Annotated in this window: 21 protein-coding genes; 3 read left to right on the top strand and 18 right to left on the bottom strand. The window is 69.9% G+C overall.

The window, feature by feature from the left end:
• Nucleotides 1–3 precede the first annotated feature (3 nt).
• On the bottom strand, nucleotides 4–1,446 hold the full coding sequence (locus tag KV100_RS02425; RefSeq protein WP_220341310.1) for a gamma-aminobutyraldehyde dehydrogenase: 1,443 nt from the start codon (nucleotides 1,444–1,446) through the stop codon (nucleotides 4–6).
• A gap of 142 nt (nucleotides 1,447–1,588) precedes the next feature.
• Here KV100_RS02425 and KV100_RS02420 point away from each other — a divergent pair, with 142 nt between their 5' ends.
• Nucleotides 1,589–2,965 (top strand): aspartate aminotransferase family protein, encoded by a 1,377-nt coding sequence (locus KV100_RS02420; RefSeq protein ID WP_220341309.1) that lies wholly within the window; start codon nucleotides 1,589–1,591, stop codon nucleotides 2,963–2,965.
• Nucleotides 2,966–3,046: 81 nt separating this feature from the next.
• On the opposite strand, the gene KV100_RS02415 is transcribed toward KV100_RS02420, so the two are convergent.
• The 4 genes from KV100_RS02415 to KV100_RS02400 are packed head-to-tail and all read right to left on the bottom strand — an operon-like array spanning nucleotide 3,047 to nucleotide 7,107.
• On the bottom strand, nucleotides 3,047–3,865 hold the full coding sequence (locus tag KV100_RS02415; protein ID WP_255565898.1) for an ABC transporter permease: 819 nt from the start codon (nucleotides 3,863–3,865) through the stop codon (nucleotides 3,047–3,049).
• Nucleotides 3,862–4,806 (bottom strand): ABC transporter permease, encoded by a 945-nt coding sequence (locus KV100_RS02410; RefSeq protein ID WP_220341308.1) that lies wholly within the window; start codon nucleotides 4,804–4,806, stop codon nucleotides 3,862–3,864. The genes KV100_RS02415 and KV100_RS02410 overlap by 4 nt, the downstream gene beginning before the upstream one ends.
• On the bottom strand, nucleotides 4,806–5,975 hold the full coding sequence (locus KV100_RS02405; RefSeq protein WP_220341307.1) for an ABC transporter ATP-binding protein: 1,170 nt from the start codon (nucleotides 5,973–5,975) through the stop codon (nucleotides 4,806–4,808). The genes KV100_RS02410 and KV100_RS02405 overlap by 1 nt, the downstream gene beginning before the upstream one ends.
• Nucleotides 5,959–7,107 carry a PotD/PotF family extracellular solute-binding protein gene (locus KV100_RS02400; protein WP_220341306.1) on the bottom strand — a complete coding sequence of 383 codons (1,149 nt, stop codon included), beginning with the start codon at nucleotides 7,105–7,107 and terminating at the stop codon, nucleotides 5,959–5,961. The genes KV100_RS02405 and KV100_RS02400 overlap by 17 nt, the downstream gene beginning before the upstream one ends.
• Before the next feature lie 245 nt (nucleotides 7,108–7,352).
• On the opposite strand from KV100_RS02400, the gene KV100_RS02395 reads away from it, so the two are divergent.
• Entirely contained in the window at nucleotides 7,353–7,826 is a 474-nt protein-coding gene (locus KV100_RS02395) for an Lrp/AsnC family transcriptional regulator (RefSeq protein WP_220341305.1), read from the top strand.
• 4 nt (nucleotides 7,827–7,830) lie between these two features.
• Here KV100_RS02395 and KV100_RS02390 read toward each other — a convergent pair whose 3' ends face one another.
• The 11 genes from KV100_RS02390 to KV100_RS02340 all read right to left on the bottom strand — a co-directional run bounded on the left by KV100_RS02390 (nucleotide 7,831) and on the right by KV100_RS02340 (nucleotide 16,647).
• Nucleotides 7,831–8,544, bottom strand: coding sequence for an AMP-binding protein (locus tag KV100_RS02390; protein WP_220341304.1), 714 nt, complete (start codon nucleotides 8,542–8,544; stop codon nucleotides 7,831–7,833).
• Nucleotides 8,541–8,954, bottom strand: coding sequence for a thiol-disulfide oxidoreductase DCC family protein (locus tag KV100_RS02385; RefSeq protein WP_220341303.1), 414 nt, complete (start codon nucleotides 8,952–8,954; stop codon nucleotides 8,541–8,543). Before KV100_RS02385 ends, KV100_RS02390 begins: the two co-directional genes overlap by 4 nt.
• On the bottom strand, nucleotides 8,954–9,682 hold the full coding sequence (locus tag KV100_RS02380) for an enoyl-CoA hydratase (protein ID WP_220341302.1): 729 nt from the start codon (nucleotides 9,680–9,682) through the stop codon (nucleotides 8,954–8,956). Before KV100_RS02380 ends, KV100_RS02385 begins: the two co-directional genes overlap by 1 nt.
• 15 nt (nucleotides 9,683–9,697) lie before the next feature.
• Complete coding sequence (locus KV100_RS02375) at nucleotides 9,698–10,552, bottom strand: HAD family hydrolase (RefSeq protein WP_220341301.1); 855 nt, start codon at nucleotides 10,550–10,552, stop codon at nucleotides 9,698–9,700.
• Entirely contained in the window at nucleotides 10,545–11,675 is a 1,131-nt protein-coding gene (gene rlmN, locus KV100_RS02370; RefSeq protein WP_220341300.1) for a 23S rRNA (adenine(2503)-C(2))-methyltransferase RlmN, read from the bottom strand. The genes KV100_RS02375 and rlmN overlap by 8 nt, the downstream gene beginning before the upstream one ends.
• Before the next feature lie 49 nt (nucleotides 11,676–11,724).
• Complete coding sequence (locus KV100_RS02365) at nucleotides 11,725–12,567, bottom strand: phosphatidate cytidylyltransferase (protein WP_220341299.1); 843 nt, start codon at nucleotides 12,565–12,567, stop codon at nucleotides 11,725–11,727.
• The gene (frr, locus tag KV100_RS02360) at nucleotides 12,567–13,121 is read right to left on the bottom strand and encodes a ribosome recycling factor (RefSeq protein ID WP_220342466.1); all 555 of its coding nucleotides are present in this window, start codon (nucleotides 13,119–13,121) and stop codon (nucleotides 12,567–12,569) included. The genes KV100_RS02365 and frr overlap by 1 nt, the downstream gene beginning before the upstream one ends.
• Before the next feature lie 35 nt (nucleotides 13,122–13,156).
• On the bottom strand, nucleotides 13,157–13,891 hold the full coding sequence (pyrH, locus tag KV100_RS02355; protein ID WP_220342465.1) for a UMP kinase: 735 nt from the start codon (nucleotides 13,889–13,891) through the stop codon (nucleotides 13,157–13,159).
• Between the two features lie 105 nt (nucleotides 13,892–13,996).
• Complete coding sequence (gene tsf, locus KV100_RS02350; RefSeq protein WP_220341298.1) at nucleotides 13,997–14,821, bottom strand: translation elongation factor Ts; 825 nt, start codon at nucleotides 14,819–14,821, stop codon at nucleotides 13,997–13,999.
• Nucleotides 14,822–14,890: 69 nt separating this feature from the next.
• Nucleotides 14,891–15,874 carry a 30S ribosomal protein S2 gene (rpsB, locus tag KV100_RS02345; RefSeq protein WP_220341297.1) on the bottom strand — a complete coding sequence of 328 codons (984 nt, stop codon included), beginning with the start codon at nucleotides 15,872–15,874 and terminating at the stop codon, nucleotides 14,891–14,893.
• A gap of 260 nt (nucleotides 15,875–16,134) precedes the next feature.
• Nucleotides 16,135–16,647 carry a CAP domain-containing protein gene (locus KV100_RS02340; RefSeq protein ID WP_220341296.1) on the bottom strand — a complete coding sequence of 171 codons (513 nt, stop codon included), beginning with the start codon at nucleotides 16,645–16,647 and terminating at the stop codon, nucleotides 16,135–16,137.
• Between the two features lie 123 nt (nucleotides 16,648–16,770).
• Here KV100_RS02340 and KV100_RS02335 point away from each other — a divergent pair, with 123 nt between their 5' ends.
• Nucleotides 16,771–17,694: a peptidoglycan DD-metalloendopeptidase family protein gene (locus KV100_RS02335; RefSeq protein ID WP_220341295.1), complete on the top strand. Its 924-nt coding sequence runs from the start codon at nucleotides 16,771–16,773 to the stop codon at nucleotides 17,692–17,694.
• A 55-nt stretch (nucleotides 17,695–17,749) separates the two neighbouring features.
• Here KV100_RS02335 and KV100_RS02330 read toward each other — a convergent pair whose 3' ends face one another.
• Both KV100_RS02330 and KV100_RS02325 read right to left on the bottom strand, forming a co-directional pair.
• Nucleotides 17,750–20,002 carry an NADP-dependent isocitrate dehydrogenase gene (locus KV100_RS02330; protein ID WP_220341294.1) on the bottom strand — a complete coding sequence of 751 codons (2,253 nt, stop codon included), beginning with the start codon at nucleotides 20,000–20,002 and terminating at the stop codon, nucleotides 17,750–17,752.
• Nucleotides 20,003–20,176: 174 nt separating this feature from the next.
• Nucleotides 20,177–21,160: a tyrosine recombinase XerC gene (locus tag KV100_RS02325; RefSeq protein ID WP_220341293.1), complete on the bottom strand. Its 984-nt coding sequence runs from the start codon at nucleotides 21,158–21,160 to the stop codon at nucleotides 20,177–20,179.
• Nucleotides 21,161–21,196: the final 36 nt, after the last annotated feature.

The following is a 21,196-nucleotide window of genomic DNA, read 5'->3' as shown; positions in this document are numbered from 1 at the left end:
CGCTCAGGCCTCGAGGTTGCTCATCACGTGCTTGACGCGGGTGTAGTCCTCGAGGCCGTACATCGACAGGTCCTTGCCGTACCCAGAGCGCTTGAAGCCGCCGTGCGGCATCTCCGCGACCAGCGGGATGTGGGTGTTGATCCAGACGCAGCCGAAGTCGAGACGCCGCGCCATCCGCATCGCGCGCCCGTGGTCCTTGGTCCACACCGACGACGCGAGACCGTACGGGACGCCGTTGGCCCAGCGGACCGCCTCGTCCTCGTCGGAGAACTGCTGGACGGTGATGACCGGACCGAAGATCTCGTTCTGGATGGCCTCGTCGTCCTGCTGCAGCCCTGCGAGGACAGTCGGCTCGTAGAAGTAGCCGTCGGCGAGGTCTCCGCCGGGACGCGACCCGCCGGCGGCGAGCGTCGCGTGGTCCGGGAGACGGTCGACGAAGCCGGACACCCGCGCCAGCTGGTCGGAGCTGTTGAGGGCGCCGTACAGCACCTCCTCGTCGTCGGGCAGTCCTGTCCTCAGGCCCTTGGCCTGCTCGGCGATCGCGTCCACGAAGTCGCCGTACACGCGCGGCGACGCCAGGACCCGGGTCGCGGCGGTGCAGTCCTGGCCGGCGTTGAAGTAGCCGGCCTCGGCGATCGCGGCAGACGCGGCCTCGATGTCGGCGTCGTCGAACACCACCACCGGCGCCTTGCCGCCGAGCTCGAGGTGCACGCGCTTGACGTCCTCCGCCGCCGAGCGGGCGACGTCCATCCCGGCGCGGACGGACCCGGTGATCGCAACCATCGCCGGGGTGGGGTGAGCGATCAGCGCGCGCCCGGTGTCTCGGTCGCCGCAGACGACGTTGAGCACGCCGGGCGGGAGGATGTCCGCAGCGATCTCCGCGAGCAGCGCCGTCGAGGCGGGCGTCGTGTCGCTCGGCTTGATCACGATCGTGTTGCCGGCGGCCAGGGCGGGGGCGATCTTCCAGATGCCCATGAGCAGCGGGTAGTTCCACGGCGTCACCTGCGCGACGACGCCGATGGGCTCGCGGCGGATCATCGAGGTGTGGCCGGCCATGTACTCACCCGCCGCGCGGCCCTCGAGCACGCGCGCGGCACCGGCGAAGAAGGTGAGCGCGTCGTCCACCATGGGCATCTCCTCGCTCACGGTGAGGCCGCGAGGCTTGCCGGTGTTCTTCACCTCCACGTCGACGATCTCGTCGAGGCGGTCGTGGATCGCCTGGTTGAGCTTGTTCAGCGCGGCCTGGCGCTCCCGAGGCGTGGTGTCGCGCCAGCCGTTGTCGAAGGCCTGCTGAGCGGCCTTCATCGCCGTGTCCACGTCGGCCTCGCGAGACATCGGCGCCTGCGCGTAGACCTGTCCGGTCGAGGGGTCGATGACGTCGTACGTGGCGCCGTCGAGGGCCGCCACCTTGTCGCCGTTGACGAAGTTCGTGAGGGTCTCGGTCATGCCCTCAATCTGGCACAGGCCGGAGAGGCTGACAATGGATTGAATGGTCAGGGAGGTGTCGGCCTTCGGATTCCGTACCTCGTAAGGCCTATCACTGTCGAGAACCTTTGCCCCGAGACCCTTCCTGCGCGATACTCGGTCCATGAGCGAACAGTGGGACGACGCGCACCTCCAGCGCGCTGCCAAGGATCACCTCTGGATGCACTTCACGCGTCACAGCACGTACGACACCGCGGACGTGCCCGTGATCGCGAAGGGGGAGGGCGCATACCTCTTCGACACCGCCGGCAAGCGCTACCTGGACGGGCTCGCCGGCCTCTTCGTCGTCCAGGTGGGGCACGGCCGCGAGGAGCTGGCCGAGGCCGCCGCGAAGCAGGCCCGCGAGCTGTCGTTCATGCCGCTGTGGTCGTACGCGCACCCGCCGGCCATCCAGCTGGCCGAGCGCGTCGCCTCGTACGCACCCGGCGACCTCAACCGTGTCTTCTTCACCACCGGCGGTGGCGAGGCGGTCGAGTCCGCCTGGAAGCTCGCCAAGCAGTACTACAAGCTGACCGGCAAGCCCACCAAGCACAAGGTGATCAGCCGTCACATCGCCTACCACGGCACCCCGCAGGGCGCCCTGTCGATCACCGGCATCCCCGACATGAAGGCGCCGTTCGAGCCGCTCGTGCCGAGCACCTTCCGCGTCCCGAACACCAACATCTACCGCGCCCCGGAGCACGGCGACGACCCGGAGGCCTTCGGACGCTGGGCAGCCGACCGCATCGCCGAGGCGATCGAGTTCGAGGGCCCCGACACGGTCGCGGCGGTGTTCCTCGAGCCCGTCCAGAACGCCGGCGGCTGCTTCCCTCCCCCGCCGGGATACTTCCAGCGGGTCCGCGAGATCTGCGACGAGTACGACGTCCTGCTCGTCTCCGACGAGGTCATCTGCGCGTTCGGGCGGCTCGGCGAGATGTTCGGCGCGGTGCGCTACGGCTACCAGCCCGACATCATCACCTGCGCCAAGGGCCTCACCTCCGGCTACGCACCGCTCGGCGCGATGATCGCCTCCGACCGGCTCATGGAGCCGTTCCTGAAGGGTCACACCTCTTTCCTCCACGGCTACACCTTCGGTGGTCACCCGGTCTCGACCGCGGTCGCGATGGCCAACCTCGACATCTTCGAGCGCGAGGGCATCAACGAGGGCGTCCGCGCCAACGAGGACGGCTTCCGGTCGACGCTCGAGAAGCTCCTCGACCTCGACATCGTCGGCGACGTGCGCGGCGACGGCTTCTTCTACGGGATCGAGCTGGTCAAGGACAAGGCGACCAAGGAGACCTTCAACGAGGACGAGTCCGAGCGCCTGCTGCGCGGCTTCCTCTCCAAGGCGCTGTACGACGCCGGGCTCTACTGCCGCGCCGATGACCGCGGCGACCCGGTCGTGCAGCTGGCACCGCCGCTGATCTGCGACCAGGAGCACTTCGACGAGATGGAGAGCATCCTGCGCTCCGTGATCACCCAGGGCCAGAACCTGCTCTGACCCGGCGACGGCCGCCGTTCCCCGGTACCCCGGGAGCGGCGGCCGTCGTTCGTGCGCTGGCCTGCGCTTGCGAGCGCACGCTCAGGCGGTGACCTTCGACTGCCGGCGTCGGGCGACCTCGTTGCCGAGCACGATCAGCACCGCGACCAGGAACATCGCCGTGCCGATGACGTTGACCTGCATCGGGATGCCGCGCTGCGCGGCGCCCCACACGTACATCGGGAACGTGACGGTCTGGCCGGCGTTGAGGTTCGTGATGATGAAGTCGTCGAAGGACAGCGAGAAGCTCAGCAGGGCCGCGCCCAGGATGCCCGGGAACACCAGCGGGAACGTGACCCGCCAGAACGTCTGGGTCTCCGTCGCATAGAGATCCATCGCGGCCTGCTCCAGATTGTCGTCCAGCCCCGACAACCGCGCTCGGACCGTGATGATCACGAAGGACAGGCAGAACGTCACGTGGGCGACGAAGATCGTCCAGAACCCCAGCTGGCCGCCGAACCCGGCCGAGACGAACAGCGCGAGCAACGACGACCCGAGCACGATCTCCGGCGCGGCCATCGGCAGGATGATGAGGGTGTTGAGCGGGCCGCGACCGACGAACCGGTGTCGCACGAGCGCGAACGCGGCGAGGGTCCCGAGGATGGTGGCGACCACCGTCGCGAGCAGCGCGATCTCGACGCTGCGGACCACCGACGAGCACATCCCCGAGGGGTCGCACGGGTTGAGCCAGTTGTCCAGCGTGAACCCGTCGAACCGGTAGACGTTGCGCGACGCCTGGTCGTTGAAGCTCATCAGGCCCACGATCGCCACCGGCACGAACATGTAGACCAGCACGAGCACGCCGAGGGCGAGGACGAGGTGCTCGCCGACCCAGCGGCCGAGCCTGTGCAGCGCACTCATACGAGGTCCTCCGTTCCTGCGCGGCGGATGTAGAACACGACGCCGACCGTGATCACGATCATCAGCGTCATCGACAGCGCGCCGGCGGCGGCATAGTCGCCCTGGTTGGTGAACAGGTTCTGGATGATGTTGCCGATCATCCGCTGGTTGGGACTGCCCAGGAGCTCGGCGTTGATGAAGTCGCCGGCGGCCGGGATGAACGTCAGCAGCGTCCCCGCGACCACCCCCGGCATCGACAGCGGCAGCGTCACCTTGAAGAAGGCGCGCGCCGGCGATGCGTACAGGTCGCCGGCCGCTTCCACGAGCCGGTTGTCGATCTTGTCCAGGCTCGCGAAGAGCGGCAGCACCATGAAGGGGAGGAAGTTGTAGGTGAGTCCCGCGACCACGGCGAACGGCGTCGCGAGGAGCCGGCCGTCCTCGCCGAGGATCTGCAGCGTCCGGAGCCCTTCGGCGATCCAGCCCTCGTCGGCCAGGATCAGCTTCCACGACAGCGTGCGGAGGAGGAAGCTGGTGAAGAAGGGCGCGATGACGAGGACCAGCATCAGGTTCTTCCAGCGCCCCGCCTTGAACGCGATCGCGTAGGCGAGCACGTAGCCGAGGACGAGGCACGCGACGGTCGCCATCGCGGCGTACCAGAACGACCGCAGCAGCGGCCGCCAGTAGGCCTGGATCGTGTCGACGTAGTTGGCGACGTGCCACGTCATGTCGTAGCCGGTCAGGTTCGACCCTGTGGGGTCGTACAGGCTCATCGCGATCAGCGAGTAGAACGGCACGAGGAAGAACAGCGCCAGCCAGAGCGCCGACGGGAGCATCAGCCAGTAGCCGGTGAACCGGCCGCCGCGTCCGCGGACCGTCTCGTGCCCCTCCCCCGGGTCGTCGCCGGACGACCCGAGCCCGACGGCGTCGGGCTCGACCAGCGCCTCCTGCGGCTGGTGGGTCATCAGTCGTCCCCGTCCTCGACGCCGGCCTTCGCGTCCTGGCTCGCGTCGAGCAGGAACGCGTACTCGGGGCGCCACGACAGGTCGACCGGCGTCCCGACCGCGAAGATCGGGCGTCGACCGGTGTTCTGCTCGAACACCATGAGCTCCTGGCCCCACGGCATGCGGACGAGGTACTGGGTGCTGACGCCGACGAAGCTCACGTCGGTCACCACACCCCCCGCGAAGCGGTTGCCCGGTGCGTCGATCTCGCCACCGACCTCGGCGATCATCACCTTCTCCGGGCGGATGCCGACCCAGCCCTTGCCGCCGACGGCGTGGCTGCGCTCGGCCGGGATGGAGACGGTCGTGCCCTGGACCGACACCGTGACGGCGTCACCGTCCGGGCCGAGGATCTCTCCCGCGAGGAGGTTGGACTGGCCGAGGAAGTTCGCCACGAAGGTCGTCCGGGGGTTGTCGTACAGGGCGGCCGGCGGGCCCATCTGCTCGATCACGCCCGCGTTCATCACCGCGACCGTGTCGGCCATGGTCATGGCCTCCTCCTGGTCGTGCGTGACGTGGACGAAGGTCCGCCCGACCTCGGTCTGGATCCGCTTGAGCTCGATCTGCATGCCGCGTCGCAGCTTGAGGTCGAGCGCACCGAGCGGCTCGTCGAGGAGGAGCACCTCGGGGCTGTTGATCAAGGCCCGTGCGAGGGCGACGCGCTGCTGCTGGCCACCCGAGAGCTGGGTGGGTTTCTTGTGCCCCTGACCGCCCAGCTCCACCAGGTCGAGCATCTCGGCGACCTTCGCCTTGGTGTCCTTGACGCCGCGCCGCTTCAGCCCGAAGGCGACGTTCTCGGAGACGTCGAGGTGCGGGAAGAGCGCGTAGCTCTGGAAGACGGTGTTCACCGGCCGCTTGTACGGCTTGTCGTAGGTGATGTCGCGGTCGCCCAGGGTGATCGTCCCCGAGGTGGGCGTGTCCAGACCCGCGACCATCCGGAGCGTCGTGGTCTTGCCGCACCCCGACGGACCGAGCAGCGCGAAGAAAGATCCCTGCGGCACGACGAGGTCCAGCGACCGCACCGCGGTGAAGGAGCCGTACGACTTGGTGAGGGCCGTCAGCCGCAGGTCGCGGTTGCTCGCCTCCTGGTCGTCGCGCGTCGTCGCGTCGTCGTCAGCCACCAGTGACATCGGCAAAGTCTCCTTCGTACTCACGCATCGTGAACTCGTCGAGCGCCATGAACGAGTGGGTCATGGCGAGCGTCGCGTCGTCGGGGAAGATCAGCGGGTCGGCCGCCATGTCGGGATCGATCTTCTCCATCTCGGCCTGGGCGCCCTCCACGGGGCAGATGTAGTTGACCCACGCCGCGAGCTTGGCGGCCACGTCCGGCCGGTAGTAGTAGTCGATCCACGTCTCGGCGTTGGCCTGGTGCTCGGCCTGGTTGGGGACGAGCATGTTGTCGGCCCAGATCATCAGGCCCTCCTCGGGCACGACGAACTCGATGTTGGGGTCGCCCGCCGCGAGGACGTCGCCCGACCAGGCCTCGCACGCGACGATGTTGCCCGCCGCGAGGTCCTGGACGTAGTCGTTGCCGGTGAAGGCCCGGATCTGCCCGCCGTCGGAGGCACGCCGGAGATCCTCCATCGCGACGCCCCACTCGTCGTCGCTGAAGTCGGCTGGGTCGGCGCCGTTCTTGAGCAGCAGGAAGCCCATGGTGTCGCGCATCTCGGTCAGCAGGCTCACGCGCCCCTTGAGGTCCGGCCGCGTCAGGAGGTCGGAGAACGAGCCCACCTCGGAGACCTTGGCCTTGTTGTACGCGATGCCGGTCAACCCGGCCTGCCACGGTGCCGAGTAGGTCCGGTCCGGATCCCAGCCCAGTCCCTGCAGGGACGAGATGAGGTTGTTGTGGAGGTTGGGCACCTTCGCGGCGTCCAGGGGCTGGATCCACCCCATCTCGATCGTCCGTGCCGCGGCCCAGTCGGTGAGCATGAACATGTCGCGGTTCACAGGCTCGCAGGCGCCGAGCTGGTTGACGACCTTCGCGAAGAACTCGTTGTTGTCGTTGACGTCGGCGGTATAGCTGACCCGGATGCCCGTCTCCTTCATGAACTGGTCCATCGTGGTGACGTAGCCGTCGTCGGGCTGGTCGATGTACTCCGGCCAGTTCGAGACGATCAGACGACGGTCCGAGCTGCGGTCCGGTGCCCTGCAGTCGGCCGGGTCCTGCCGGCGGTCAGGTGTGCCGAACATCGGCAGCACGGCGGCGCTCCCGGCGAGGAACGCGGCTCCTCCTACGCCCCGGAGCATCGTCCGGCGGCTCATCTGCCTCACCAAGTGACGCGACCTCGATCCGTACGGGGTGCCTCGCGGGCACCGCGGTGGCGTTCGACCTGCGGGGATCGTCACACGTCGGGAGCAACCGGGACAAGGGATTCCGCAGTTGTTTACTGTCTCGCAACGAAATCGCGAGCCAGCGGGGCCGATCTGCCCAGAATGCGTGACAATCACCACGCTGAAACGACTGACGTGCGGAGGCAGAGGACCCGGCGCTCGGGCAGGATGTGCGCATGACGGAGCGCAGGTCCACCAACGGTGTCGTCCTCGACGAGGTCTCCAAGCGCATCATCGCCGAGCTCCAGATGGACGGCCGGAGGTCGTACGCCGCGATCGGCAAGGCGGTCGGGCTCTCCGAGGCGGCCGTACGCCAACGCGTCCAGAAGCTCACCGACGCCGGCGTGATCCAGATCGTGGCGGTCACCGACCCGCTCGAGCTCGGCTTCGCGCGCCAGGCCATGGTCGGCATCGGGGTCGACGGAGACGTGTTCGCGGTGACCGACGCTCTTGCGGACATCCCCGAGCTGGACTACCTGGTGATCACGACCGGGCGGTTCGACGTGCTGGCCGAGATCGTGTGCGAGAGCGACGACGACCTCCTCGACGTCATCACCAGCAAGATCCGCGCCATCCCGGCGGTCACGCAGACCGAGACGTTCGTCTATCTGCGGCTGCGCAAGCAGACCTACGCGTGGGGCGTGCAGTAGCCCGTCAGGCGCCGGGCAGCACGAGCCCCCGACCGGACATGAGCCCGGCCAGGACGGCGACCACGGTGGCCTCGTCCCACGCCGACCCGAGGGCGGCCGGCTCCTCGTACGGGGTGACGAGGCCGGCACGCTCGTGCACCACCCGGTCCCCGTCACCGGTCACGGCCAGCGCGGTCCCGCCGGCCACCGGGACGACGGGCGCGGGATCGGTGGCCCCGGCCTTCAACGCGGGGTCCCAGGCGACGTCGCGGGTCTCGACAAGAGACCACTCCCCCGGGCGTACGACCACCACCGCACGCGGACGCGCAGGGTCGAGCGCGTCGACGGCGGTCGCGACCACGGGCATCTGCTCCCCGTCGGCGACCACGAGCGCGGGGTCGCTCCGCTCGATCAACGGCGCGGGCTGCTCACCGACCCAGGCCGTCGCTCCGACCCGACCGGCAGCGAGTAACGCGACGACCGACTCGGGCGAGGGCAGGGACGCCACGGCGACCGCGTCGCGTTCACGCACGCCCAGAGCGCGCATCAACCCACCCATCGCCGCGACCTGCTCCAGCAGCACCGCGTACGAGGTCGTCCCCGTCGGCGCTCGCAGGGCGGGCACCTCGGCGGCTCCCGCGACGACCAGGTGGTCGAGGGCGTCGTAGACGGCGTTGAGCCGACCCGTCGAGGGGTCGGCCGGATCCTTCGGCGGAGTGAACCAGCGAGGTCCGCTCATGGGGCCGTCCTTCCGTCGGGAGCGTCTCCCGGCTCGCCCGGGGTCGTGGGCAGCGCGCACCGCGGGGTGCCGCCCGGAAGCTGGTGACGGTGTGCGGAGATCCACCGGTAGACCGGCCACGCCAACGCCGTCGCCGGTCGTGTCACGAGCACGCGTCCGACCACCGGCCAGGGCGGGCGAGCCGTACGGAGGTAGGCGGCGACAGCCTCGGGCCCAGCGGCCCGACGCCCGGAGTCGACCCACTGGAGGGCCGCCGAGCACTGCACAGCCGTCAGCCCGAGGGCGTCGAGGTCGGCCTGCTGCCAGGCGACGATCCGGGCGCGACGCGACGGCGCCCAGCGCCGCAACCACCGAACCGACGAGGAGCAGAAGCCGCAGTCGCCGTCGAAGACGAGCACCTGAGCAGACATCACACCCCCCGGAACACCGGAGCGCGCTTCTCCGTACGGGCGAGCGCGGCCTCCCGGACGTCCTCGCTCCCCCAGCACGCCTCCCAGCCGCGGGCGATGCGCTCCGCGGTCTCGGGATCGGTGGGGTCACCGTTGAGGACGAGCTTGTTGTAGGCCAGCGTCAGCGGCGCGAAGGTCGCGATCTCGTGCGCCCACGCCGCTGCGGCGTCGGTGTCACCCAGCCGGTCGACGAGCCCGCGCGAGTACGCCGTCTCGGCGTCGAGCAGGTCTGCGCCGAGCATGAGGGCCTTGGCCGTGCCGGCACCGGCCACTGCCGCCAGCGTGCGGATCGTCCACGCGTCCACCGCCATCCCGTTGCGCGCGGTCGGCACGCCGAACACCGCGGTCGGCGCGGCCACCCGCAGGTCGCACGCGAGGGCGAGCTGAGTCCCGGCGCCGATCGCCGGCCCGTTGACCGCGGCGACGACCGGGATCTCGACCCGGGTCATGGTGCGGAGCATCGCGTACAGGGCGTCGACGAAGTCCGACCCGTACACGCCCGTGAGGTCGGCGCCCGCACAGAAGCTGGTGCCCTGGCCGGTGATCACCATTGCTCGTGACCCGTCGCCGGCCGCGGTCTCGACCGCCTCACGCACCTCGTGGCAGGTGTCGAGGTCGAGGGCGTTGCGGCGCTCGGGCCGGCGCAGCTCCACGGTGGTCACGACTCCGTCGCGGGTCACGTCGATCACGGGTGCTCCTGTCGGTCAGGGGGTACGGCGCAGCGCGCCGTGCTCGTCGCAGATCCGGTCCAGGATGGCAGCCACACCGTCGTCGTCGTTGCTCGGCACCACCTCGTCGACCGTGTCGAGGACGTCGTGGTGGGCGTTGGCGACCGCGAAGGAACGGGAGGCCCAGCGCAGCATCGGCAGGTCGTTGGGCATGTCTCCGACGGCCCAGACCGACTCACGGTCGAAGCCGTTCCCGGCGCACCAGGCCGCCAGCCCGCTCGCTTTGGTGACACCCGGCGCGGTGATCTCGGCGAGGCCGACGGCACCGGAGAAGCCGAGCTCCGCCCGTCCGTCGAGCACGGCCGCCACCCGCCTGTGGAACTCGTCGGGATCACTCCCGTCCAGCTTGGCCAGGAGCTTCCCCGCGGGCTGCGACGCGATGGCGTCCCAGTCGTCGAGGTCGTCGACCTCGGGAGACTCCCGGACGTAGGCGAAGGCCTCCTCGCGGCGCATGCCGTCGGCACGCTCGACCGCCAAGGCGATACCGGGCAACGCCTCCCGCAGCGACGCCCCGAGGTCACGGAGCAGACCGGGGGCGATCGTGCCGTGGTCGGTGACGGTCCGGCTCGCCACGTGGTAGACGAACGCGCCGTTTGCACTGAGCGCCACTCCCCCGGTGGCGTCTCCGACCGCGTCGGCGAACGCGTCCAACCACCGGGGCGGCCTCGCGGTCACGAAGACCGTCGGCACCCCGGACTCCTCCGCGCGGGCGATCGCCTCGCGGGTACGGGGCGACAGGCTGCCGTCGGAGCGCAGCAGCGTCCCGTCGAGGTCGGTGGCGAGCACCGCCGGCAGCCCGGCCCGGCTGAGCCGGTGGGTGGGATCAGGCATCGGCCGCTGCGAGCTGGCCGCACGCCCCGTCGATCTCCTGGCCGCGGGTGTCACGGACCGTCGTCGAGATGCCCTTGGCCTCGAGCCGGCGGACGAACTCCCGCTCGTCCTCGGGCTCGGACGCGGTCCAGATCGAGCCCGGGGTCGGGTTGAGCGGGATCAGGTTGACGTGGACCCAGCCCCAGTCCCCGTAGGAGCGGAGCAGGTCGCCCAGCATGTCCGCACGCCAGGCTTGGTCATTGATGTCCTTGATCAGGGCGTACTCGATCGAGACACGCCGCTTGGTCGTCCGCGCGTAGTCCCACGCTGCCTCGACCGCCTCCGCGACCTTGAAGCGGGTGTTGATCGGGACGAGCTCGTCGCGCAGCTCGTCGTCGGGGGCGTGCAGCGACAGCGCGAGCGTGACGGGGATGCCCTCCTCCGTCAGCTGCTTGATCCGAGGCACCAGCCCGACGGTGCTGACCGTGATGTTGCGGGCCGACATGCCCAGCCCTTCGGGGCCGTCGTCGACCATCCGGCGTACGGCGCCGATCACGGCCTTGTAGTTGGCCATCGGCTCGCCCATGCCCATGAACACGACGTTCGACAGCCGGCCAGGCCCACCGGGGACCTCGCCACGAGCCATCGCCCGGGCTCCGTCCACGACCTGCTCGATGATCTCGCCGGTCGACATGTTGCGCTGCAGCCCACCCTGGCCGGTGGCGCAGAACGGGCACGCCATCCCGCACCCGGCCTGGCTCGACACACAGATCGTCGCGCGGTCGGGGTAGCGCATGAGCACCGACTCGACGAGCGCACCGTCGAAGAGCCGCCAGAGCGTCTTGCGGGTGGTGCCCCGGTCGGCGGTCTGCGTCTTGACGGGCGTGATCAGCTGCGGCATGAGACCGGCGACGAGCTGGTCGCGGATGCCTGCCGGCAGGTCGGTCATCTCGCCGGGGTCGGAGACCAGCCGGGTGAAGTAGTGCGTCGAGAGCTGCTTGGCGCGGTAGCCGGGGAGACCGAGCGCCTCGACGGCCTCCTTGCGGGCGGCGAGGTCGAGGTCGGCCAGGTGACGCGGCGGCTTGCCCCGTCCCTTGGGCTGCTCGAAGACGAGCGGGAGCGGGTTCGGGTTCACGTGAGACATGTCAGGTTCATTGTCCCATCCGCCACCAACCCCGCGCGCCGTCCGGCGGTCAGGCGACGGGGACGAGGAAGTGCAGCACCAGCCAGCAGATCGGCGCGACCGCCAGCAGCGAGTCGAGGCGGTCCATGAGGCCTCCGTGGCCCGGCAGCAGATCGCTCATGTCCTTGATGCCGACATCGCGCTTGATCATCGACTCCGAGAGGTCGCCGAGCGTGGCCATCGCCACCGCGGCCAGACCGAGCAGCACTCCGACCCACCAGCGACCGTCGAGGAGGAGCACCACGCACAGCACGCCGGCGAGCACGCAGCCCAGCACCGATCCGGCGAAGCCCTCCCAGGACTTCTTGGGGCTGATCGTGGGAGCCATCGGGTGCTTGCCCAGCTTGTAGCCCGCGGCGTACCCGAAGATGTCGGAGGCGATGGTGACGACGATGAAGGTCACGATCCGCCACGCACCGTCGTCCTCGGCCGCCATCAGGACGACGAAGGACCCGAGCACGGGGACGTACCCGAAGATGAAGACGGCGGCGGAGGTGTCGCGCACGAACCCGTCCGCGCCGCGGGGCATCCGGTAGACGAACACGCCGAGCACCGTCAGAGCGGCACCGATGGCGATCGCCTCCGTGCCACCGACGTACGCCGCGGCCAGCGTCGCCAGACCACCGGCCATCAGCGGCGGGAGCGGGACGGCGATGCCGGCCTTCGCGAGCGCGGACGAGAGCTCCCAGATCGCCACCGCGCCCGCGGTGACGACCACCAGCACGAACAGCGCCTTCACGAAGAAGAGCGAGATGATGACGGCGCCCGCGAGGCCGACACCGACCCCGATCGCGGCAGGAAGGTCTCGCCCGCCGCGCTGCTGGGGCGCCGCGGGCACGTCTGGTGAGCTCATCAGACCTCGAGCAGCTCCTGCTCCTTGTTCTTGACGAGCTCGTCGATGCGGTCCACGTGCTTCTTGGTGAGCCCGTCGAGGCGCTTCTCGCCGCCGGTCACGTCGTCCTTGCTGATCTCGCCGTCCTTCTCCGCCTTGTCCATCGCCTGCTTCGCGCTGCGGCGGATGTTGCGGACGGCCACCCGGCCCTCTTCGGCCTTGGACTTGGCGAGCTTGATGTATTCCTTGCGGCGCTCCTCGGTCAGCTGCGGGAGGACGAGCCGCAGCACCTTGCCGTCGTCGGTCGGGTTGACGCCGAGGTCGGAGTCACGGATGGCCTTCTCGATCGCGGTCTTGGCACCGATGTCGTACGGGCTCACGATGACGACCCGCGGCTCGGGGATCTGGAACCCCGCGAGCTGCTGGATCGGTGTCGGGGTGCCGTAGTAGTCGGCCGTGATCTTGGCGAACATCGCGGGGTGCGCACGCCCGGTGCGGATCGCGGCGAACTCCTCGCGCGCGTGCTCGACGGCCTTGTCCATCTTGGAGTCAGCGTCGCGCAGGGTCTCGTCAATCACTGGCCTGCTCCTTCGTAGAGGTCTCTGGTCGATCAGTCTGCGTAGACCAGCGTGCCGATCTTCTCACCTCTCAGGACCGAGGAGATGTTGCCGTCTCCCTCGATCCCGAAGACGCGCATCGGCAGCTTGTTCTCCATCAAGAGCGCGAACGCGGTCGCGTCGGCGACCCGCAGCCCGCGCTGGAGCGCTTCGGTGTACGAGATGGAGTCGATCTTGGTGGCGCTGGAGTCCTTGTGGGGATCGGCGGTGTAGACGCCGTCCACACCGTTCTTGCCCATCAGCACCTCGTCGGCCTTGATCTCCAGCGCACGCTGGGCCGAGACCGTGTCGGTGGAGAAGTAGGGCATGCCCGCCCCCGCACCGAAGATCACGACGCGCCCCTTCTCGAGGTGGCGGATCGCCCGACGCGGGATGTACGGCTCCGCGACCTGGCCCATCGTGATGGCGGTCTGGACACGGGTCTCGATGTCACGCTTCTCCAGGAAGTCCTGGAGGGCGAGGCAGTTCATGACGATCCCGAGCATGCCCATGTAGTCGGCACGCGCCCGGTCCATCCCCCGCTGCTGAAGCTCTGCGCCACGGAAGAAGTTGCCGCCCCCGATGACGATCGCGACCTCGACACCGGCCGCGACGCCCTCCGCGATCTGGCGCGCGATCGTGTTGACGACGTCGGGATCGACTCCGAGGCTGCCACCGCCGAACGCCTCGCCGGAGAGCTTGAGGAGCACGCGACGCGCCGGCTCCGCCGGAGGGGCATCCTGCTCCAGCCCGGACGGCACGGAGGCCGGCGGGTCGACTGTCTCGTTCTCGTCCACCACACCGGCCTCCGTATCGCGCGTCGTCGTCAGATCATCCTGCCAAATCGGAGCGCGTCAGGCGCCGATCTCGATGTGCGCGAAGCGCGTGATGCTCAGGCCGGCCTCGTCGAGGACCTGACGCACGGACTTCTTCTGCTCCGTCACCGACGGCTGGTCGAGGAGCACGAAGTCCTTGTAGAACGCGTTGACCTTGCCCTCGACGATCTTGCTGATCGCCTGCTCGGGCTTGCCCTCCTCGCGGGCCGCGGCCTCGGCGATCTCGCGCTCCTTGGCGACGACCTCCGCCGGGACGTCCTCACGCGTGAGGTAGCGCGGGCGCATCGCGGCGACCTGCATGGCCACGCTGCGCGCGACCGTCTCCTCGCCGTCGCCCTCGTACTCGATGAGCACGCCGACGGCCGGCGGAAGGTCGCTCGCGCGACGGTGCAGGTAGGTCGCGACGCGGCCCTTGCCCTCGAGGACCTGGACGCGCCCGAGCTCGAGCTTCTCGCCGATGATCGCGGCGAGGCCCGAGATCCGCTCGGCGACGGTCGAGCCGTCAGCGGTCTTGGTCGACGCGAACTCGGTCGCGTCGGCGGGCTTGGTCTCGTCGGCCAGCGTGGCGAGCTCCTGCGCCAGCGCGACGAACTGCTCGTTCTTGGCGACGAAGTCGGTCTCGGCGTTGAGCTCCACGATCGCGTTGCCCGACGCGGCCACCAGTCCGGCGGTCGCCTGGCGCTCGGCGCCACGCTTGTCGGCCTTGGCCTGACCGTGGACGCGCAGGATCTCGACGGCCTTGTCGTAGTCGCCCTCGGCCTCGGTGAGCGCCTTCTTGGCGTCCATCATGCCCGCGCCGGTGGCGTCGCGGAGCTTCTTCACCTCTGCTGCAGAGATTGCCATCTCTATCTCTCTCGTCTGTGTCCGTGGCCGGAGACCGGCCGAAGTGGTGGTGACGTGTCGCGGGAGCGCTCAGGCCTCGGCGGGCTTGTCGTCGGCGGGCTTGTCCTCGGACGGCTCGTCGGAGACGGTCGCGTCCTCGGCGGTCGCGTCGGCCGGCTTGTCCTCGAGGGCCTCAGCCGTCTCCTCGACGACCTCGGACGGGGTGTCGTCGGCGCTGGCCGACGACTGGACCTCGGCCTCGGCAGCCTCGGTGGTGACAGGGTCGGTGCCCTGTGCGAGCTCGCGCTCCCACTCCGCCAGCGGCTCGTCGGCAGCGACGGCACCCGCGGCGGCCGCCTCGGCGCCCTCTGACTCCTTGCCGGCGCCGCGCGACATCAGGCCGTCACCGACGGCGTCGGCGACGACGCGCGTGAGCAGCGTGACGGACCGGATCGCGTCGTCGTTGCCCGGGATCGGGTAGTCGACGTCGTCGGGGTCGCAGTTGGTGTCGAGGATCGCGACGACCGGGATGCCCAGCTTCTTGGCCTCGTCGACCGCCAGGTGCTCCTTCTTGGTGTCGATGATCCACAGCGCCGACGGCGTACGGCTCATGTCGCGGATGCCGCCCAGGGTGCGGTCGAGCTTGTCGTGCTCGCGCTTGAGCTGCAGGAGCTCCTTCTTGGTGCGGCCCGAGCCGGCGACGTCGTCGAAGTCGACCTCGTCGAGCTCCTTGAGGCGCTTGATCCGCTCGTGGACGGTCTGGAAGTTGGTGAGCATGCCGCCCAGCCAGCGGTGGTTCACGTACGGCATGCCGACGCGGGTCGCCTGCTCGGTGATGGCCTCCTGCGCCTGACGCTTGGTCCCGACGAAGAGGATCGTGCCGCCGCGGGCGACGGTCGTCTTGACGAAGTCGTACGCGCGGTCGATGTAGGCCAGCGACTGCTGCAGGTCGATGATGTAGATGCCGTTGCGCTCGGTGAGGATGAAGCGCTTCATCTTGGGGTTCCAGCGGCGGGTCTGGTGCCCGAAGTGGACACCGCTCTCGAGCAGCTGGCGCATGGACACGACGGCCATGGCGTTCCTCTTTCTTGCCAGGGCGCACGGGTGCGCCCGATCCTGGTTGACGTGCCGGCGGCGCCGACACCCTGGCACCCTTGCGCGGACCGCCTCCCGTGTGGGGAGGACCAGGGCCGCACATCCCAGCCTTGCTGGGCGAAGGGCACGCGAAGTCACTCGTCACGCCGGCGTTCCTGGTGAAGGGAACAGCAGACGGTCTGAGCGCTTCTCCCAGTCTAGGACACAGGGTCCAGCCGGCGAAATCCCGGTCCTTCGCGTCAACGGCGGTAGGCGAAGACCTGGCTCACCCAGATGATGCCCCGGCGGTCCCGCCGGACTCCGACCCCGATCCGCCGGTAGCGCGGTTCCAGGATGTTGGCCCGGTGGCCTGGTGAGTTCATCCACGCCCGGACGACCCGGACGGGCCAGCGATAGCCGTAGGCGATGTTCTCCCCCACCTTGTGGCCGCCGCAGGCCCGCAGGACCGGTCGGAGGTTCTGGTGCGTCAGTCGTCCGGTCCGCGCGATGCGGTCGGCACTGCGCTGGGCGTAGCGGTCGAGACACGCGGACCTGCCGAGCGCGCGCAGGCCGCGGGCCGAGCGCGCGCGGTTGGTGTGCCGGACGACTCTCCTCTCGTAGCGCGAGGGGCCGGGAGGAGCCGAGACCGCGACAGCGGTCACGGCCGTCGCCGTCACGGGGGCGGCCGCGGACGCCCCTTGCGCCGACGTCCACGCCCCGGGCGCCGCCATCAGCGCGGCGGTGATGATTGCGACAGGACCGATCCTTCTCATGCGAACCCCCACTCGCAGAACGAGCGACGCCGAGATCGTCCCCAGGTGTCCGCTCGAGATGTTCGTCCACAGATGTCCGACTTGTCCCTACGCTAACCGCGCTGTCTGCGATGGCATCTTCGGATGAACACCCACCGTCTTCGCCTCGTCGCGCTTCCTGTGATGGCCGCGGCCGCCGCCCTCTCTCCCCCGGCAGCCGCCGAGGAGTCGTCCTGGTCGTGGCCCCTGGAGCCGCGACCGTCGATCGTCCGCGCCTACGAGGCCCCCACCGGCCCGTACGCCGCCGGTCACCGCGGGGTCGACCTGGCTGCGGCGCCGGGCGCGATCGTCCGGGCGGTGGACGGCGGGGTGGTGGCGTTCGCCGGCCGGGTCGCCGGCGTCGAGGTGGTCAGCGTCGACCACGACGGCGTGCGCTCGACGTACCAACCGGTCGGCGCCGACGTCGTGAAGGGCGACCGCGTCGCTCGCGGCGCCGTCCTCGGCAGGGTCCTCCTCGCGGGCGGACACTGCTTTCCCGTCGCCTGCCTGCACCTCGGTCGTCGTCACGGGCGCGCGTACGCCGATCCGCTCGCGCTCCTCGGCCGTGCGGCTGCGGTGCGGCTCGTGACGCCGTACGGACCGCCACCGGTGCCGCCGCCGACCCCGGCACTGGGACGTGGCACCCCGGGAGGGCTGGTCCATCCGGTAGACGGTCCGATCAGCTCCCCGTTCGGGATGCGCGTGCACCCGGTCACCGGAGAGCTCCGACTGCACGACGGCACGGACTTCGCGGTCCCGTGCGGGACGCCGGTCCGGTCGGCGGCGGCGGGACGCGTGGTCGGCTCGGGGTACGACCCCGCGTACGGCAACCGAGTGGTGGTCGAGCACGGCGGCGGGCTGTCGACCACTTACAACCATCTGATCCGGCCGGGCACAGCCGCCGGCACGTCGGTCGAGGCAGGCACCGTCGTGGGGTCGGTCGGGTCCACCGGCTTCTCGACCGGTTGCCACCTGCACTTCATGGTCGTCGACGAGGGACACCCGGTGGATCCGACCTCCGTGCTGTAGACGACGAGACCCGCCGGGTGTGCACCCGGCGGGTCTCGTCGTCAGCGGTGGCCTGTCAGCCGAGTGCCGCCAGCGCGTCGTTCAGGGTCTTCGAGGGCCGCATGACCGACGACGCGAGTGCGTCATCGGGGCGGAAGTAGCCGCCGATGTCCACGGGCGAGCCCTGGACCCCGATGAGCTCCTCGGTGATCGCCTGCTCGTTGGCAGCGAGCTGCTCTGCCAACGACGCGAACGCCGCCGCGAGCTCGGCGTCCTCGGTCTGAGAGGCCAGCTCCTGCGCCCAGTAGAGCGCGAGGTAGAAGTGGCTTCCACGGTTGTCGATCCCGCCGACGCGGCGGCTGGGCGACTTGTTCTCGTTGAGGAAGGTGCCGGTCGCTCGGTCGAGCGTGTCGGCGAGAACCTGAGCCTTCGGGTTGTCGGTGACCTGGGCGAGGTGCTCCAGGCTGACGGCCAGGGCGAGGAACTCGCCGAGACTGTCCCACCGAAGGTAGTTCTCCTTGATGAGCTGCTGCACGTGCTTGGGCGCTGAGCCGCCGGCGCCGGTCTCGAAGAGACCACCTCCGTTGATGAGCGGCACCACCGAGAGCATCTTGGCGCTCGTCCCCAGCTCCAGGATCGGGAACAGGTCGGTCAGGTAGTCGCGGAGGACGTTGCCCGTGACCGAGATGGTGTCCTCGCCCTTGCGGATGCGCTCCAGCGAGAACGCCGTCGCGTCGACCGGGGACATGATCTCGATCTGGAGACCGTCGGTGTCGTGGTCGGCGAGATAGGTCGTCACCTTCTCGATGAGGTTGCGGTCGTGCGCCCGCGACTCGTCGAGCCAGAAGACCGCAGGGGCGCCGGTGGCGCGGGCCCGCGTCACGGCGAGCTTGACCCAGTCGCGGATCGGGACGTCCTTGGTCTGGCACATGCGCCAGATGTCGCCCTGGGAGACCGGGTGCTCGAAGACGACCGAGCCGTCCTGGTCGGTCACGCGGACCGTGCCGGCAGCGGGGATCTCGAACGTCTTGTCGTGGCTGCCGTACTCCTCTGCTGCCTGCGCCATGAGGCCGACGTTGGGTACGGAGCCCATCGTCGTCGGGTCGTACGCGCCGTGAGCCCGGCAGTCGTCGAGGACGACCTGGTAGATGCCGGCATAGCTGCTGTCGGGGATGACCGCCAGCGTGTCGGCCTCGACGCCGTCCGGTCCCCACATGTGACCCGAGGTACGGATCATCGCGGGCATGGACGCGTCGACGATGACGTCGCTCGGGACGTGCAGGTTGGTGATCCCCTTGTCGGAGTCGACCATCGCGAGCGCGGGACCGTCCGCGATCCCCTGCTCGATCGCGGCCTGCACGGCATCGCGGCTGTCGGCCGGGAGCGTCCCGAGACCGGAGACGATGCTGCCGAGACCGTTGTTGGGGCTCAGGCCGGCCGCGGCGAGCGCCTCGCCGTGCTCGGCGAACAGCTCGGGGAAGAACGCCTGCACGACGTGCCCGAAGATGATCGGGTCGGAGACCTTCATCATCGTGGCCTTGAGGTGGACGGAGAACAGGACGCCCTCCGCCTTCGCCCGCGCAATCTGCGCGGTCAGGAACTCACGCAGTGCGGCGACGTCCATGGCGGTCGCATCGACGACCTCGCCGGCGAGCACCGGCACGGACTCGCGCAGCACGGTGGTCGAGCCGTCCTCGGCGACCAGCTCGATCCGCAGCGAGCCGTCCTTGTCGATCACGGCGGACTTCTCGTTGGACCGGAAGTCGCCCGAGTCCATGTGTGCGACGTTGGTCTTGGAGTCGGCACTCCACGCACCCATCGAGTGCGGGTGCTGGCGGGCGTACTGCTTGACCGACGCCGGCGCCCGGCGGTCGGAGTTGCCCTCGCGGAGCACCGGGTTGACGGCACTGCCCTTGACCTTGTCATAACGGGCGCGCACGTCGCGGGCCTCGTCGGTCGACGGATCGTCGGGGTAGTCGGGGATCGCGTACCCCTGGCCCTGCAGCTCGGTGATGGCGGCCTTCAGCTGAGGAACCGACGCACTGATGTTGGGGAGCTTGATGATGTTGGCCTCGGGCCGCTTCGCGAGGTCGCCGAGCTCGACGAGGGCGTCACCGACCTGCTGCTCGGGCGGGAGGCGGTCGGGGAACTGCGCGAGGATCCGCCCGGCGAGGGAGATGTCGCGGCTCTCCACCGTGACGCCCGCCTTGGCCGCGTAGGCCTGGATGATCGGGAGGAACGAGTACGTCGCGAGCAGCGGCGCTTCGTCCGTGTGGGTGTAGATGACCTTCGAGTCCAACTCCGAGGCTCCATTCCTGCGTTCGACCATCCCGCTTCCCAGGATGGTTCGGCGTGCTGGGGGGTCTAGTCCTACGAGCCCGCGCGCGGCGCGGGAGGGGATGCACCAGGTGCTGGTGGTCCGCCGGTAGGAAGGCGCTCCACAGGCAGCCTACTTCGTCGCGGCTGCCCCGCCCGACGCGGGAAGAGTCTCTCGCGCTGCCGGTCAGGCCCGCGGGTGTGCCTGGGCGTAGGCGCTGCGCAGCCGCTCGGAGCTCACGTGGGTGTAGAGCTGGGTGGTCGCGAGCGACGCGTGGCCGAGGAGCTCTTGGACGCTGCGCAGGTCGGCACCGCCCTCCAGAAGGTGCGTGGCGGCGGTGTGGCGGAGTCCGTGCGGGCCGAGGTCGTGGGCGTCGTCGACGTCGGCGAGGCGGGAGTGGACCATCCGGCGGATCGTCCGGGGGTCGACGCGCCCGCCCCGTCGGCCGAGGAAGAGCGCAGGCCCGCTCCCGGCGACCACCAGCTCCGGCCGGACCGTCAACCACCGGTCGACGGCGCGACCGGCCGGGCGACCGAACGGCACGCTGCGTTCCTTGTCGCCTTTGCCGATGACCCGCACCACGTCGCGCGAACGGTCGACGTCGTCGATGTCGAGCCCGCACAGCTCGCCGACCCGGATGCCGGTCGCGTAGAGGAGCTCGAGGACCGCCACGTCGCGCACCGCGACGGGGTCGGAGTCCGACGGGTGCGCAGGTCGTGGAGCGCCCGCCTCCGCCTCGTCGGCGCCGCCCGGACCTCCGGTGGCGACCGCGGCGGCCGAGTCGAGGAGGGCGCGCACCTCGTCCTGGCGGAGGACGCCGGGCAGCTCGCGGTGCCGCTTGGGGTTGACCAGCAACGCGCCGGCGTCCTGGTCGGCGCGACCGGTGCGCACCAGCCACGCCGTGAAGCGACGGACGGCTGCCGCCCGACGCGCCAGCGTGCTCCGGGCTCGGCCGCGGACCTGCTGTGCGGCAAGGAAGCTCCGCAGCGACCTCAGCTCGAGCAACGCCGGATCGCGGACGCCGAGCGCCTCCGCATGGGCGGCCAGCAGGTCGAGGTCGCCGGCGTACGCGCGCACCGTGTGCTCGCTCAGCCCACGCTCGGAGCGCAGATGCCGCGTGTAGGCCTCGAGGGCGTCGGTCCAGGCAGGACTGCGGTCGGTCGTGGCCATGACCCCGAGTGTGACGGTGGGTCGCGTGACCTCCAA

The organism is Mumia sp. zg.B21 (assembly GCF_019550855.1).
In the GTDB taxonomy this organism is placed as follows: domain Bacteria; phylum Actinomycetota; class Actinomycetes; order Propionibacteriales; family Nocardioidaceae; genus Mumia.
The sequence above is the reverse complement of the archived record's forward strand: the minus strand, read 5'-3'. Positions and strand labels throughout refer to the sequence as shown.

What these genes read in the sequence shown, in the direction of transcription:
- KV100_RS02425 (WP_220341310.1), bottom strand. Translation starts at nt 1,446, where the DNA reads ATGACCGAGACCCTCACGAACTTCGTCAACGGCGACAAGGTGGCGGCC.
- KV100_RS02420 (WP_220341309.1), top strand. Translation starts at nt 1,589, where the DNA reads ATGAGCGAACAGTGGGACGACGCGCACCTCCAGCGCGCTGCCAAGGAT.
- KV100_RS02415 (WP_255565898.1), bottom strand. Translation starts at nt 3,865, where the DNA reads ATGAGTGCGCTGCACAGGCTCGGCCGCTGGGTCGGCGAGCACCTCGTC.
- KV100_RS02410 (WP_220341308.1), bottom strand. Translation starts at nt 4,806, where the DNA reads ATGACCCACCAGCCGCAGGAGGCGCTGGTCGAGCCCGACGCCGTCGGG.
- KV100_RS02405 (WP_220341307.1), bottom strand. Translation starts at nt 5,975, where the DNA reads ATGTCACTGGTGGCTGACGACGACGCGACGACGCGCGACGACCAGGAG.
- KV100_RS02400 (WP_220341306.1), bottom strand. Translation starts at nt 7,107, where the DNA reads ATGAGCCGCCGGACGATGCTCCGGGGCGTAGGAGGAGCCGCGTTCCTC.
- KV100_RS02395 (WP_220341305.1), top strand. Translation starts at nt 7,353, where the DNA reads ATGACGGAGCGCAGGTCCACCAACGGTGTCGTCCTCGACGAGGTCTCC.
- KV100_RS02390 (WP_220341304.1), bottom strand. Translation starts at nt 8,544, where the DNA reads ATGAGCGGACCTCGCTGGTTCACTCCGCCGAAGGATCCGGCCGACCCC.
- KV100_RS02385 (WP_220341303.1), bottom strand. Translation starts at nt 8,954, where the DNA reads ATGTCTGCTCAGGTGCTCGTCTTCGACGGCGACTGCGGCTTCTGCTCC.
- KV100_RS02375 (WP_220341301.1), bottom strand. Translation starts at nt 10,552, where the DNA reads ATGCCTGATCCCACCCACCGGCTCAGCCGGGCCGGGCTGCCGGCGGTG.
- rlmN (WP_220341300.1), bottom strand. Translation starts at nt 11,675, where the DNA reads ATGTCTCACGTGAACCCGAACCCGCTCCCGCTCGTCTTCGAGCAGCCC.
- KV100_RS02365 (WP_220341299.1), bottom strand. Translation starts at nt 12,567, where the DNA reads ATGAGCTCACCAGACGTGCCCGCGGCGCCCCAGCAGCGCGGCGGGCGA.
- tsf (WP_220341298.1), bottom strand. Translation starts at nt 14,821, where the DNA reads ATGGCAATCTCTGCAGCAGAGGTGAAGAAGCTCCGCGACGCCACCGGC.
- rpsB (WP_220341297.1), bottom strand. Translation starts at nt 15,874, where the DNA reads ATGGCCGTCGTGTCCATGCGCCAGCTGCTCGAGAGCGGTGTCCACTTC.
- KV100_RS02340 (WP_220341296.1), bottom strand. Translation starts at nt 16,647, where the DNA reads ATGAGAAGGATCGGTCCTGTCGCAATCATCACCGCCGCGCTGATGGCG.
- KV100_RS02335 (WP_220341295.1), top strand. Translation starts at nt 16,771, where the DNA reads ATGAACACCCACCGTCTTCGCCTCGTCGCGCTTCCTGTGATGGCCGCG.
- KV100_RS02330 (WP_220341294.1), bottom strand. Translation starts at nt 20,002, where the DNA reads ATGGTCGAACGCAGGAATGGAGCCTCGGAGTTGGACTCGAAGGTCATC.
- KV100_RS02325 (WP_220341293.1), bottom strand. Translation starts at nt 21,160, where the DNA reads ATGGCCACGACCGACCGCAGTCCTGCCTGGACCGACGCCCTCGAGGCC.